Source organism: Lysobacter niastensis, assembly GCF_015453285.1.
Lineage (GTDB): Bacteria > Pseudomonadota > Gammaproteobacteria > Xanthomonadales > Xanthomonadaceae > Lysobacter_J > Lysobacter_J niastensis.
The window spans coordinates 372,025-385,831 of the sequence record NZ_JADLZT010000001.1 but is presented as its reverse complement, the minus strand read 5'-3'; the positions used below and the strand labels follow the sequence as shown (position 1 = coordinate 385,831).

The 13,807-nt window shown below is 67.6% G+C and carries 14 protein-coding genes; 8 read left to right on the top strand and 6 right to left on the bottom strand.

All coding sequences use genetic code 11. The annotated features are described in order from the left end of the window. Nucleotides 1-4: 4 nt before the first annotated feature. From IU514_RS01735 to IU514_RS01720, 4 genes are all read right to left on the bottom strand, one after another. A complete protein-coding gene (locus IU514_RS01735; protein ID WP_194929334.1) occupies nt 5-1,123 on the bottom strand; it encodes an ABC transporter permease in 1,119 nt (372 codons plus the stop codon). Then, nucleotides 1,120-2,049 (bottom strand): ABC transporter ATP-binding protein, encoded by a 930-nt coding sequence (locus IU514_RS01730; protein WP_194929538.1) that lies wholly within the window; start codon nt 2,047-2,049, stop codon nt 1,120-1,122. The genes IU514_RS01735 and IU514_RS01730 overlap by 4 nt, the downstream gene beginning before the upstream one ends. 20 nt (nt 2,050-2,069) lie before the next feature. Beyond that, nucleotides 2,070-2,978 carry an HlyD family secretion protein gene (locus IU514_RS01725; RefSeq protein WP_228760439.1) on the bottom strand — a complete coding sequence of 303 codons (909 nt, stop codon included), beginning with the start codon at nt 2,976-2,978 and terminating at the stop codon, nt 2,070-2,072. Nucleotides 2,979-3,062: 84 nt separating this feature from the next. Next, nucleotides 3,063-3,752, bottom strand: coding sequence for a TetR/AcrR family transcriptional regulator (locus IU514_RS01720; RefSeq protein WP_194929332.1), 690 nt, complete (start codon nt 3,750-3,752; stop codon nt 3,063-3,065). Nucleotides 3,753-3,878: 126 nt separating this feature from the next. Between IU514_RS01720 and IU514_RS01715 the strand changes: the two genes are divergently transcribed. From IU514_RS01715 to IU514_RS01680, 8 genes are all read left to right on the top strand, one after another. After that, nucleotides 3,879-4,103 carry a hypothetical protein gene (locus IU514_RS01715; protein ID WP_194929331.1) on the top strand — a complete coding sequence of 75 codons (225 nt, stop codon included), beginning with the start codon at nt 3,879-3,881 and terminating at the stop codon, nt 4,101-4,103. A gap of 120 nt (nt 4,104-4,223) precedes the next feature. After that, nucleotides 4,224-5,210, top strand: coding sequence for a PhoH family protein (locus IU514_RS01710; protein WP_194929330.1), 987 nt, complete (start codon nt 4,224-4,226; stop codon nt 5,208-5,210). A 16-nt stretch (nt 5,211-5,226) separates the two neighbouring features. Next, complete coding sequence (gene ybeY, locus IU514_RS01705; RefSeq protein WP_194929329.1) at nt 5,227-5,706, top strand: rRNA maturation RNase YbeY; 480 nt, start codon at nt 5,227-5,229, stop codon at nt 5,704-5,706. 89 nt (nt 5,707-5,795) lie between these two features. Further along, on the top strand, nt 5,796-6,665 hold the full coding sequence (locus tag IU514_RS01700; protein WP_194929328.1) for a CorC family transporter: 870 nt from the start codon (nt 5,796-5,798) through the stop codon (nt 6,663-6,665). Next, complete coding sequence (locus IU514_RS01695) at nt 6,658-7,839, top strand: lipoprotein N-acyltransferase Lnb domain-containing protein (protein ID WP_194929327.1); 1,182 nt, start codon at nt 6,658-6,660, stop codon at nt 7,837-7,839. Before IU514_RS01700 ends, IU514_RS01695 begins: the two co-directional genes overlap by 8 nt. Nucleotides 7,840-7,890: 51 nt before the next feature. After that, nucleotides 7,891-8,883 (top strand): magnesium/cobalt transporter CorA, encoded by a 993-nt coding sequence (gene corA, locus IU514_RS01690; protein WP_194929326.1) that lies wholly within the window; start codon nt 7,891-7,893, stop codon nt 8,881-8,883. Between the two features lie 117 nt (nt 8,884-9,000). Then, the gene (locus IU514_RS01685; protein ID WP_194929325.1) at nt 9,001-11,061 is read left to right on the top strand and encodes a carbon starvation CstA family protein; all 2,061 of its coding nucleotides are present in this window, start codon (nt 9,001-9,003) and stop codon (nt 11,059-11,061) included. Continuing rightward, nucleotides 11,045-11,269: a YbdD/YjiX family protein gene (locus tag IU514_RS01680; RefSeq protein WP_194929537.1), complete on the top strand. Its 225-nt coding sequence runs from the start codon at nt 11,045-11,047 to the stop codon at nt 11,267-11,269. The genes IU514_RS01685 and IU514_RS01680 overlap by 17 nt, the downstream gene beginning before the upstream one ends. A gap of 44 nt (nt 11,270-11,313) precedes the next feature. On the opposite strand, the gene IU514_RS01675 is transcribed toward IU514_RS01680, so the two are convergent. Next, complete coding sequence (locus IU514_RS01675) at nt 11,314-11,583, bottom strand: hypothetical protein (protein ID WP_228760400.1); 270 nt, start codon at nt 11,581-11,583, stop codon at nt 11,314-11,316. 95 nt (nt 11,584-11,678) lie between these two features. Beyond that, nucleotides 11,679-13,772, bottom strand: coding sequence for an alpha/beta hydrolase family protein (locus IU514_RS01670; protein ID WP_194929324.1), 2,094 nt, complete (start codon nt 13,770-13,772; stop codon nt 11,679-11,681). Nucleotides 13,773-13,807: the final 35 nt, after the last annotated feature.

The window sequence follows — 13,807 nt, the reverse complement described above, 5'->3', positions numbered from 1 at the left end:
CCGTTCAATCCAGGCGCTTGCGGAAGCGCAGGATCGCGGCGGTCATCATCACTGTGATGAAGGCGAGCAGCGCGAGCACTTCCGGCCACAGCTCCACCAGGCTGGCACCGCGCAGCATGATGCCGCGGATCAGCCGCAGGAAATGCGTCAGCGGCAACACCTCCGCCAGCCACTGCACGATCTTCGGCATGCCGGCGAACGGAAACATGAAGCCCGACAGCAGGATCGACGGCAGGAACACGAAGAACGTCATCTGCATCGCCTGGAACTGCGATTGCGCCTTGGTCGAGATCAGCAGGCCGAGCGTCAGGTTGGCGACGATCAGCAGCACGGCGGCGAGATAGACATCCAGCAGGCTGCCGCGTATCGGCACGTCGAAAAGCCAGACGCCGAGCAGCAGCACCAACGACGTCTGTATCAGTCCGATGCCGGCATAAGGCAGCACCTTTCCGACCATCAGTTCGCTGCGGCTCAAAGGCGTGGCGATGAGCAGCTCCATGTTGCCGCGCTCGCGCTCGCGCACGATCGCGACTGCGGTGAACATCACCATCGTCATCGTCAGGATGATGCCGATCAGGCCTGGCACGATGTTGATCGCCGAACGCCGCTCCGGGTTGTAGAAGGCGACGACGCTGATCTGCCCGGCCGCGACTTGGCCCGTGCCTTCGCGCAGTGGCCGAGTGTTGGCCCTGGGCGTGTTGTCGAGCGGCAACTGCGCCAGTTGCACCGCAGCGCTCTGCACGACCGTATCGCTTCCATCAACGAGCACCTGCACCGCCTCGCGGCCCTCATGGCGCCGGCGCTCGAAATCGTGCGGCACGACCACGCCGACACTGATCTCTCCGCGCCGCAGGCGTTCCATCAGTTCCTGCGGCGTGCGCGCACTGACCTTGGGCTCGATCACACCGGTCGCGGTCATGTCCATGACGACGGCCCGCGATCCCGCGGTATTCGCCTGGTCGGCGACGCCCGCAGACAGGCCGCGCAGGTTGAGGTTGATCGCGTAGCCGAACAGCACCAGCTGCATCACCGGGATGCCGACGATCATCGCCAGCGTGATGCGGTCGCGCCGCATCTGGCGCAGTTCCTTCATGACGATCGCTTGCAGGCGGCGCAGGCTCATGCCGCACGCTCCTGCTCCTCATCGCGCCCGCGCGTGGCCGAGACGAAGACGTCCTCCAGGTTGGGATGCGAATCGGCAACCTCGGCCTGCAGTCCGGCATCGGCCAGCGCCTTGCGCAGGCGCTCGGCGGCGTCGCCATTGCGGTCGTTGAGCACGCGCAGGCTGTTGCCGATCTGCGCGACGCTGAGCACGCCCGGCACGCCGACCAGCAGTTGCTGGGCCCGGCGCGGATGTTCGGCAATGACCTCGACCGTGCGCCCGGCCAGCGCGTGCGTCAGTTCGTCCGGCGTGCCGTCGGCGACCAGCACGCCGCGGTCGAGAATGGCGATGCGATGGCAGCGCTCGGCCTCGTCCATGTAGTGGGTGGATACCAGGATCGTGGTGCCACCGTCAGCCAGGTCGAAGAGCTTCTCCCAGAAATCGCGGCGCGATTCCGGATCCACCGCGCTGGTGGGCTCATCGAGGAACAGCAGCTCCGGCTTGTGGATCACCGCGCCAGCCAGCGCCAGACGTTGCTTCTGGCCGCCGCTCATGGTGCCGGCAAGCTGGTTTTGCCGGTCCTGGAAGTGGTACTGCTCCAGCAGCGCGTCGATGCGCCTGGCCGCTTCGGCGCGCGGGATGTCCTGCACCGCGGCAAGGAACTCCAGGTTCTCGCGCACGCTCAGGTCTTCGAACAACGAGAACTTCTGCGTCATGTAGCCGATGCGGCGGCGCAGTTCCTCGGCCTGTGCGGGGATGCTCAGTCCGAGCACCTCCACGTCGCCATGGCTCGGCGTCAGCAGCCCGCACAGCATGCGGATGGTGGTGGTCTTGCCCGAGCCGTTGGGCCCGAGGAAGCCGTAGACGTTTGCGGTCGGCACCGTCAGGTCGACGTTGTCGACCGCCTTCAACGCACCGAACTGTTTGCTGAGCCCGCGCGCGCGGATGGCGGGGGCGGCGTCGTGGCTCATTCGAACTCCACCCGCACCGGCACGCCGGCCGGAAGCGAAGCTGCATCCTTTCCCGTCAACTCGACCTCGGCGAGGTAGCTCAGGCGCGAAACGTCCTTGCCGATCAGTGCGTAGTACGGAGTGAAGGTCGGTTCGCTGCGGATCATCCGCACGCGTCCCTGCAGCGTGCCGTCGCGACCGTCCACATGGACCTGCGCGGCCTGGCCGACGCGGACATTGGCGCGGATCGGCTCGGGAACGTAGACACGTGCGTATGGCGCATCGCCGACCAGCATGATCACCAGCGGCGCCCCGACCGGCGCCTGGTCGCCGAGGCGATACGGCAGGCTGTCGACCACGCCTGCGCGCGGCGCGACGAGGTCCATCTTCTCCAGGTTGACCGTCTGCACCGCTGTCTGCGCCTGCGCGGCAGCCAGCGCGGCTTCGCCCTGGGCGATCTGCTCGCTGCGCGTGCCGCGTTCGAGTTCCAGCAGTGCCTGCTGCGCGGCGCGAACTTCCGCCTGCGCGTTGTCGGCGGCCGCGCGCGCGAGATCGACTTCGGCCTCGGCCACCAGCTGCTGCCGGCCCAGCGGCTGCATGCGGCGATAAAACGCCTGCGCATTGGTGGCGCGTGCCTGTGCCGCCGCCAGGTTGGCGCGGCCCTGGGCAATGTCTTCGCGGCGCGGACCCGCGCGCAGTTCGGCGAGCGTGTCGCCGGCCTGGCGCGCCTGGGCCTGCAGCGCGGCCAACTGCGACTGCGTACGGGCCAATTCGAGCTGGGCCAGGCGCGCACCGGCCGCCACGCGCTGTCCTTCGCGTACGTCGATGCGGACGATCTTCTCGGCTGCCGGCGCCGGAACGGCCACGCGATCCCATTCCAGCGTGCCCAGCGCCTGCTGGCCCTCTTCATTGCAGCCGGCCAGCATCAGCGCCAGCAACACCCACAGTGCGGGTCGCGCATGCTTCACGGCCGGAACTCCGGTGACAGTGCTCATTTCAACCTCACGTAATCAGGCGCAACTGAGGCCACGATCCAGCAACGCCAGCGTGTGCCGGCGCATCACATCGAAATCGAGGTCGTCGGCGTTCAGCAGGCGCCGCCAGATCGGCGCTCCCGCGATCGGGAACAGGGTCAGCCCCACCAGCGACACCATCAGCAGGCGCGGGTCCAGGTCTTCGTTGATTTCGCCGCGCTGCTGCGCCTGGGCGAAGCGCGCCGCCATCATCTGCGGCACCTGCGGACCGATGCGCTCGAGTAGCACGTTACGCAGCGCGCCGCCTTCGCAAAGCACCTCGCGCACCCACAGAGGCGGCAGCCAGGGATGCTCGGCGACCAGGAGCCCCACGCCCTTCACGAAGGCAGCCACCAGGTCGGCGACGTCGTCGCCGGCCTGCATCACCGGCTCGCGCAGTACGGCGAAGGCCGGGAGGATGCGCTCGGAGACGACCGCCTCCTGCAACTGCTCCTTATCGCCGAAGTAGTAGTGCAGCAGCGCCGGGTTCACGCCCGCTTCGGACGCGATGCTGCGCAGCGAAGCCCCTGCGATTCCCTGGCGGGTGAAGCAGGCGATCGCGGCATCGAGGACGCGCGCCCGCAGGTCGGGGCTGTCCGCACCCGGGCGGCCAGGAGCCCGTCCCGACGGGGTGGAAGTCGCCCGGGCCGGGCGGCCGCGGGTCCGAGGGAGCGTATCGGTGTTCATGGGTATATTTAATTATCTGATTAATTAGATTTCAACCCCAATCCGACGAACGGTCCCGGCAGGCCCGCCCCGGCCGGCCGCCCTTGGCAAGGCACCCGTCCCGCCACTGGTCTATCGTTCCGCCGCATGCCACCCGATCAACGCAATCACCCGCTGCGTCGCCATGCCCTCGGCCTCTGGTTCTGCGGACTCGGCCTGCTCGGCCTGTTGCGTTGCTGGATGCGGATCGCGCGCACCGGCGGTTTTCACCACACGACCGATTGGCTGTGGCTGATCGGCTCACTCGCTGTCATCGCGGTCGGGCTGTTTTCCATCGCAAGGAACCACAGGCGCCGAACCGGTTCCGACTGAAGCCCTGCACTGACCGCATCCCTTTGCGAAACGCGCCCTGCAGGCGCAAAGTGACGTCCCCCACCCGCACGCGCGCCTTGCGCGCGGAACGCGCCTGTTACGGATGACCCGGCTCCCCTGATGCCATCGCGAACCACTTCCGAATTCGTCCTCGAGCCCGCAGAAGCCGAGCGCCTCGCCAACCTGAGCGGGCCCTTCGACGGCCACCTGCGCATGATCGAACTGCGCCTGGGCGTGGAGATCGCCAACCGCGGCAACGTGTTCCGCGTGGTCGGCCCGCAGGTCGCCGTCGGCAAGGCCGAGACGCTGTTGCGCGACCTGTGGCGCGATGCCGCCGAGGAAACGCTGACGGAACCCGCCATCCACCTGCGCCTCACCGAGATCGACGCCGATGCCGTGGCCAGCGACGGCGTCGAGCCGCAGGAGGTCAACATCCGCGTCAAGCGCGGCACCATCCGCGGCCGCGGCGCCAACCAGGCCAAGTACCTGCACGCGATCGCCACGCACGACATCAATTTCGGCATCGGTCCAGCCGGCACCGGCAAGACGTTCCTCGCCGTGGCCAGCGCCGTCGAGGCGCTCAACGAATCACGCGTGCAGCGCCTGATCCTGGTGCGCCCCGCGGTGGAAGCCGGCGAAAAACTCGGCTTCCTGCCGGGCGACCTGACCCAGAAGGTGGACCCGTACCTGCGCCCGCTGTACGACGCGCTCTACGAGATGCTGGGGGTGGAGAAGGTCGTCAAGCTGCTGGAAAAAAACGTCATCGAGATCGCGCCGCTGGCCTACATGCGCGGACGCACGCTTAACGATGCGTTTGTCATCCTCGACGAAGCGCAGAACACCACGATCGAGCAGATGAAGATGTTCCTGACCCGCATCGGCTACGGCAGCACTGCCGTCGTCACCGGCGACATGACCCAGATCGATCTGCCCAAGCACCAGAAGTCCGGCCTGAAGGACGCGCTCGAAGTACTGCGCAACGTCAACGGCATCAGCTTCACCTTCTTCGAGTCCCGCGACGTGGTCCGCCATCCGCTGGTGGCGCGCATCGTCAACGCCTACGACGCACGCGACGCGCAGGACTCCGCGACCGGCCCGGCCCACTGAGCACCGAACCCTCGCCATGACCAAAGGCCCCATCCGTCTCGACGTGACGATCAACTACGCCGTTCCGCGCACGGGCATCCCGGCCGCGATGAGCTTCCGCAAGTGGGTGGGAGCGGCGCTGGCCAACCGCATCCGCGAGGCCGACCTGGCGATCCGCATCGTCGGCACCAAGGAAGGACGCGCGCTCAACCGGCACTACCGCGGCAAGGACTACGCGACCAACGTGCTCAGCTTCCCGGCGGAAATGCCGGAAGGCCTGCCGAAGGGGGTCAAGCTGCCACTGCTGGGCGACCTGGTGATCTGCGCCCCGGTCGTCGCCCGCGAGGCCAAGGAACAGAAGAAGGCGCTGGGCGCGCACTACGCCCACCTCACCGTCCATGGCGTGCTGCACCTGCTCGGCTGGGACCATGACGACGATCGCGAGGCCGAGTGCATGGAGCAGCTCGAGCGCGAGATCCTCGCCGGCCTGGGCATCGCCGACCCCTATCTCGGCTGAAACCGCCGGGTCGCCGCCCCGCCTCCCGATCCGGCATGCGCTAGACTGGCCCGGACGCCCTCCCCCCCGCGGGCGCCTTCTAGAACACAATGTCCGAGGACGACAGTAGTAGCTTCCACGCGCCGGAACCGCACGAACGGCGGCGCTCCTGGCTGGAACGGATCAGCTCGGCGCTGTCCGGCGAGCCCACCAACCGCGAAGACCTGGTCGAGCTGTTGCGCGATGCGCAGGCGGACGGCCTCATCGCTGCCGACACGCTGCGCATGATGGAAGGCGCGATCGCCATTGGCGACATGACGGTCGGCGACGTGATGATCCCGCGTGCGCAGATGGTCTCGCTGCCGGCCGATGGCAAGTTCCTGGACCTGATGAAGCAGGTGGTCGAATCGGGGCATTCGCGATTCCCGGTCCACGGCGAGGACAAGGACGAGATCCTCGGCGTGCTGCTGGCCAAGGACCTGCTGCGTGGCGTGGTCGCCGACTACGGCCCGGGCAGCATCCACTCGCTGCTGCGTCCGGCGGTGCTGATCCCCGAATCCAAGCGCCTGAACGTGCTGCTGCGCGAGTTCCGCCAGTCGCGCAACCACATGGCCATCGTCATCGACGAGCACGGCGGCGTCGCCGGCCTGGTGACGATCGAGGACGTGCTGGAGCAGATCGTCGGCGAGATCGACGACGAGCACGATGACGCCGAGGACCCCAACGCCCTGATCGCGGCGCAGGCCGATGGCCAGTTCGTGGTCGACGCGCTGACCCCGATCGCCGACTTCAACGAGCGCTTCGGCGCCGATTTCGACGAAGACGAGTACGACACCATCGGCGGCCTGATCACGGCCGCGATCGGCCACCTGCCCGAAGCCGGCGAGGAACTGACCCTCGGCCGCTTCGTGTTCCGCGTGTCCAGCGCCGATGCGCGCCGGGTCCACGCCTTCCATGTCGGTGTGCTCGGCGATGCGTGACGCCGGCCGCGTGCAGCGGCTGCTGCTGACCTGCCTGCTCTGGTTCCTTGCGGCGAACGCCTTCGCTGCGGCGCCGCGCATCGGCGTGGCAACCATGCAGCCGGGCGAGATCTTCTGGGAACGGTTCGGCCATAACGCGTTGGTGGTGCTCGATCCCGATACCGGCGCCGCGACCTCGTACAACTACGGTTTCTTCGATCCGACCGAAAAGGACTTCATCGGCCGCTTCATCCGCGGCGAGATGCGCTACCGGCTGGCGGCGCTGCCGTTCGAACAGGACCTGGCGCAGTACCGCGCCGAAGGCCGCGGCGTGGACATCCAGTGGCTCAACCTGGACGAAACGCAGGCCCGCGAACTGGCCGCCGCGCTGGCAGAGAACGCCAAGCCCGAAAACGCCTTCTATCGCTACCAGTATTTCGACGACAACTGCTCCACCCGCGTCCGCGATGCCATCGATCGCACGCTGGGTGGCGGCCTGCGCCGTCAGATCGAAGGCCGCTCGCACGGCAGCACGTTCCGCAGCGAGGCCGTGCGGCTGGCGTCGCCGGCGTGGTGGATGTGGCTGGGATTCGACCTCGGCCTGGGACCGGCCGCCGATGTGCCGGAACCGGTCTGGAACGAATCGTTCGTGCCGATGCGCCTGGCCGACGCCCTGCGTGAAACCACCAACGGCGCGGGCCGCCCCCTGATCGGCGCCGAGCAACCGGTGCTGCCGCATCAACTGGCTCCCGAGCCGCAAGACGCACCGCCACGCTGGTGGCCGTGGGCGTTGACCGGCATCGCGCTGGGTGTCGGCGCTGCATGGCTCGGGCGGCGGAAGCCGCGCGCACTGGCTGCGTTCGCCCTGCCGTTCTGGTTGCTGTCGGGCGTGCTCGCGGCGCTGATGCTGTTCATCTGGTTCGGCACCGGACACCGCTACGGCTGGGCCAACCACAACCTGCTGCTGCTCAACCCGCTGAGCTGGCTGCTGATTCCGGGTGCCTGGCGCGTGCTGCGCGGCCGCGATCCGGGCGTGTGGTTCCGGCGCGTGCTGGCCGTCGTCGCCATCGGTGCCGTGGTGGGGCTGTTCCTGTACTGGCTGCCGGTGTACCCGCAACGGAACGCGCACTGGATCTCGCTGCTGCTGCCGATCCAGCTCGGGCTGCTGCAGGCGTTCCGCTCGCGCGGACGGTAACCGCACTCGCCACGCTTGCCGTGCCCGCAGCCTGCGGGCACGATTCACGTCATGAAGGATCCGTCCCTGCCCCAGTGCGTGGTCAACTGCGCCGTCTACAGCCGCGACGGCCAGCGCCGGGACATCACCCTCGATGAAATCAGCGACGTGCTCGCCGTCGACGACGGCAGCTTCGTCTGGGTTGGGCTGTACGAGCCCGACGAAGGCATCCTCGAGAAGCTGCAGGAAGAGTTCTGCCTGCACGACCTCGCCATCGAGGACGCGAAGAGCGCGCACCAGCGACCAAAGCTGGAAAGCTACGGCAACTCGCTCTTCATCGTCGTGCACACCGCGCAGTCGGTGGACTCGCACATCCGCTTCGGCGAGACCCATATCTTTGTCGGCCCGCGTTACCTGCTGACCGTGCGCCACGGCGCCTCGGTCAGCTACGCACCGGCGCGTGCGCGCCTCGAGCGCGAGCCCGGGGACATGGCGCACGGCCCGGGCGCGGCGCTGTACATGGTGCTGGACCTGATCGTCGACAACTTCTCGCCGATCGTCGAGGAGTTCAGCCAGGACCTCAACGAGCTCGAGCACGAGATCTTCGCCGAGGAATTCCGCAAGGACACGGTCAAGCAGCTCTACGACCTCAAGCGGGAGTTGACGCGGCTGCGCATGGCGGTCGCGCCGCTGCAGGACATTCTTGGGCAGCTGTCGCGCTCGCGCAGCAGCCTGATCGACGAGGAAAGCCAGTTCTACTTCCGCGACGTGCACGACCACACCGTGCGCATCAACGAGGCCACCGACACGTTGCGCGAGATGCTGACCGCGGCGATGACCGTCAACCTGTCGCTGGTGACGATCCAGCAGGGCGAAGTGGTCAAGCGCCTGGCCGGCTGGGCCGCGCTGCTGGCCGCGCCAACCCTGATCGCCAGCTGGTACGGCATGAACTTCGAGCACATGCCGGAACTGCACGGCCGCTACAGCTATTTCGCCGTGATCGGCGTGACCGCGCTGGTCTGCGCGCTGCTGTTCCGCTTGCTGCGCCGCGCCAAGTGGCTCTAGCGCCGATCCGCGAACGAGTTCCCGCTTAGACCAAAGTCGCAGGGCGGATGGCGCATTGCGCATTGACCGGCCGCCGCCCGCGGGGCCACCCTTCGGAGGTCAATCGGGAGGGGATTCATGAAAGGTCTGTCCTGGCTTGGCTGGTCCGCTCTGGCGGTACTGGCCGCGTTCTGTCTAGGCACCATCGCGCTGCATCGCGGCGAAACCATTAGCGCGATGTGGCTGGTGGTCGCGGCCGTGTCGGTATTCACCATCGCCTATCGCTTCTACGGGCTGTACATCGCACGCAATGCGCTGCTCGTCGACGCGACCCGCGCGACGCCGGCATGGCGCCGCAACGACGGCCTGGACTATGTGCCGACACCGCGTGCGGTGCTGTTCGGTCACCACTTCGCCGCGATCGCCGGCGCCGGTCCGCTGGTCGGCCCGGTACTGGCCGCGCAGATGGGCTACCTGCCCGGAACGCTGTGGATCCTGTTCGGCGTGGTCCTCGCCGGCGCGGTGCAGGACATGCTGGTGCTGTTCTTCTCCACGCGCCGCGACGGACGCTCGCTGGGCGAGATGATCCGCGCCGAGATCGGCCCGTCCGCGGGCGTGATCTCGATGATCGGCATCCTGATGATCATGGTGATCCTGCTGGCGGTGCTGGCGCTGGTAGTCGTGAAGGCACTGGCCGAATCGCCGTGGGGCACCTTCACGGTGGCCATGACCATTCCGATCGCGATCCTGATGGGCGTGTACCTGCGTTACTTCCGCCCGGGCCGCATCTTCGAGGTGTCGGTGATCGGCTTCGTGCTGCTGCTGCTGGCGATCTGGCTCGGCGGGCAGGTCGCCACACATCCGGAGTGGAGCCCGTTGTTCCATCTCAAGGGCACGACGCTGGCCTGGCTGATGATCGGTTACGGCTTCGTCGCCGCGGTGCTGCCGGTGTGGCTGCTGCTCGCGCCGCGCGATTACCTCTCGACCTTCCTCAAGATCGGCACGGTCCTGATCCTCGCCATCGCGATCCTGTTCGCGATGCCCGACCTGCAGATGCCGGCGCTGACCAAGTTCGTCGATGGCACCGGGCCGGTGTTCAGCGGCAAGCTCTTCCCGTTCCTGTTCATCACCATCGCCTGCGGTGCGGTGTCGGGGTTCCATTCGCTGATCAGCTCCGGCACCACGCCGAAGATGCTGTCCAACGAAGCGCAGATCCCGTTGATCGGCTATGGCGGCATGCTGATGGAGGCGTTCGTCGCGATCATGGCGCTGATCGCCGCGTGCGTGCTGCAGCCCGGCGTGTACTTCGCGATGAACTCGCCCGCGGCGCTGATCGGCACGACCGCGGAATCCGCGGCGGCGGCGATCTCCAGCTGGGGCTTCGTGCTCACGCCTGAGGTTCTGACCGCCACCGCCAGGGAGATCGGCGAAGCCAGCATCCTCTCGCGCACCGGCGGCGCGCCGACGCTCGCGGTCGGCATGGCGCAAATCCTCCATGGCCTCGTCGGCGGCGAAGGCATGATGGCGTTCTGGTACCACTACGCCATCCTGTTCGAGGCGTTGTTCATCCTCACCACGATCGATGCCGGCACGCGCGTCGCGCGCTTCATGATCCAGGAGCTGATCGGCCTGGCGTATCCGCCGTTCCAGCGCACGGACAGCTGGCCAGCCAACATCGCCTGCACCGCCGTCGCGGTTTCGGGCTGGGGCTGGTTCCTGTACCAGGGCGTGGTCGACCCGCTCGGCGGCATCAACACGCTGTGGCCATTGTTCGGCATTGCCAACCAGATGCTCGCCGGCCTGGCGCTGGTGTTCTGCTGCGTGGTGATGGTGAAGATGAAGCGCGAGAAGTTCCTGTGGGTCCCGCTGATCCCGACCGCGTGGCTGCTGGTGTGCACGCTGACGGCCGGCTGGCAGAAGCTCTTCCACGACGACCCGAAGATCGGCTTCATCGCCAACGCCCGCAAGTTCGCCGACGCCGCCTCGCGCGGCGAGGTGATCGCGCCGGCCAAGTCTATGGACGACATGCAGCGCATCGTGTTCAACAACTACATAGACGCCGGCCTGGCTGCGCTGTTCATCGCGGTGGTCCTGGCCACGGTGTTCTTCGGCCTGAAAGCCGCGCTGGCGGCGCGGAACAGCCGGTCGCCTACCGCGCAGGAGAGCGACTATGTCGCGCTCGATGCCGTCAGCCGCTGACGCCGCGAGGCTGGCCTGGACCCTGCTCGCACGCTGGTGGCGTGCGAGCGCCCAGACCGCGCGCCTGGCGATCGGCATACCGGACTACGACAACTACCTCGAGCACATGCGCCGCAGCCATCCGGGGCGATCGGCGATGACGCGCGAGGAGTTCTTCCACGAGCGCATGGCGGCCCGCTACGGCAAGGGCCGCTCACGCTGCTGCTGATCGTGCCGCTCTGATCGTGGGTGCCGCCGCCCTGGCGGCGGCGCCTACCAGACGAACGTATCGTCGAGGCGGCTGTGCTTGCGCCGGTCCTTGCCCTTGCGGCGGTCGTCCTTGCCCGGCTCGAAGCGGAACTCCTCACGGCGCTCCAGCCCCGTCCGGCGCTCGGCCTTGCGGCGATCGGGCCCCTGATAGGACGGCTTGGCCTGGTCTGAAGGTTCCCGGCCTATGTCCTGGAACGGCTTGCCCTTGGTAGGCGGTTCCTCCTGCCCGGGCAGTGGCTCGAGTTGAAGACCCAGATCGGTGCTGGCGGCCATGTACTCCCCCTGACAGCGCGACGGCGCCCCAAGGTTCGACCCGGGGGCGCCGTCGCGTCAACTGAGGTAGCTGCCGGCCCGACGGCCGGTACGGCTCAGGGCAGCGACTGGCCGATGTGCTGCTTCAGCCAGCCGTTGACCGTGTCGTGCCACTGGACGCTGTTCTGGGCCTTGAGCACCCAGTGGTTCTCGTCCGGGAAGTACAGGAACTTGGACTCGATGCCCTGGCGCTGCAGCGCGGTAAAGGCGCCGATGCCCTGCTCGACCGGGATGCGGAAGTCCTGCTGGCCGTGGATCACCAGCATCGGCACGCGCCAGTCCTTCACGTGGTTGACCGGGTTGAACTTCTCGTAGTTCGCCGCCTTGTCGATCGCGGTGCCGCCCTGCTCCCACTCGGTGAACCACAGTTCCTCTGTGGCGAAACCCATCATGCGCTGGTCGAATACGCCGTCGTGGTTGACCAGGCACTTCCATGCGCCCGACGCCGGGGTGTGCCAGTTGCCGGCGATCCAGTTGACCATGAAGCCGCCGTAGGACGCGCCGAGCGCGCAGGCATTGCCGCCGTCGAGGAAGGCGTACTTCTTCTGCACGGCTGCCCAGCCCTTCTGCAGGTCTTCCAGCGGGCGGTCGCCCCAGTGCTGGCTGATCGCGTCGGTGAAGGCCTGGCCGTAGCCGGTCGAACCGTGGAAATCGATCATCACCACCGCGTAGCCCTGACCCGCATAGGTCTGCGGGTTCCAGCGGTAGCTCCAGCCGTTGCCGAAGCTGCCCTGCGGGCCTCCGTGGATCAGGAAGGCGACGGGGTACTTCTTGCCCTCGACGTAGTTCCACGGCTTGACCACGTAGCCGTGCACGGTGTCGCCGTTCCATCCCTTGAAGTCGAACTGCTCGAAGTCGCCGAACGCGACGTCCTTGAGCGTCTCGCCGGTGGCCTGGGTGATCGGGCGCAGCGGCGCGGTGGCGTCGGCGCTGGTCGTGTAGAGCACGTCGCCGCTCTTGAGCGTGTTGCGCGTCAGCGCCAGCGTCGGACCGGCCAGTGCGAACGCCGAAATGCTGCCCTCGCCCACCACCTTGGTGGCCTTGCCGCTGGCGATGTCGACCGCGAACAGCGGGTGCTCGCCCAGGTCGGTGGCGGTGGTGTAGATGGTCTTGCCGTCATCGCTGAGCGTGATGCCGTCGGCCGAGCGATCCCAGCCCGGCGCGATTTCGCGACGCTGTCCGCTGGCCAGGTCGAGCGCCATCAGGCCGAAGCGGTCGGCCTCGAAGCCCGGGCGCTTCATCGCGCGGTAGTACAGCGTCTTGCCGTCGGCGCTGAACGTGGCGCCGGTGTCCCACGCCGGATTGGCGGCGGTGAGGTTCTTGGCCGGGCCACTGCCATCGGCGGCGACCTGGTACAGATCGAAGTTGGTCGACGTCGGTTCCTTCGCGTCGGCGATGCGCGCGTTGAACACCAGGCTCTGGCCATCCGGCGACCACGTGTACTCGCTGCCGTCGCCGAACGGACGCGATGGCACGTCGCCGTGCACGTCGCCGCTCACCAGCGTAGCGGAGCTCACTGCCTTGCCGTCGCCCGGCAGCACCGCGACGAACAGCCGATTGAGGCGGCCGTCGTTCCAGGCGTCCCAATGGCGGATGAAGATGCGGTCGAACACCATGCCGGTGTTCTTCTGCTGCCCGCGCTCGTCCATCTTCTTCTTCGTGCAGGCCAGGTCTCCCTTGCACTCGGCAAAGGTCTCGACGCTGAAGGCCACGCGCTTGCCGTCCGGCGACAGCTGGAAGCTACCGACGTCGGCGTCGAACGCGGTCAGCTGCTTCGGCGTACCGCCACCGGCCGGCATCGAGTACAACTGCGAGCTGCCCGACTTGCCGCTCAGGAAGTACACGGACTTGCCATCGGGAGCGAACACCGGCGAATTGACGCTCCAGCCTTCCGGCGTGAGGCGCACCGGCGGCGCAGCATCGCGCGCGAACAGGTCCTCGATCCACAGCGACGTCGATGCCTTGTTCGCGGCGTAATCCATCACGCGCTTGGCGAACACCACGCGGCGGCCGTCCGGCGACAGCGTCGGCTCGGAAACGCGATCGAGCTTGGCGAGGTCGCGGACCTCGAAACCGCGGGCGGCCGCGGCATCGAACGAAGGCAGGGATGCCGCGATCAGCAGCGGCAGGACGGCGTGACGCAGGTTCATCGGAACTCCGGAAACGGGCAGCGAAGCGAAGGGGC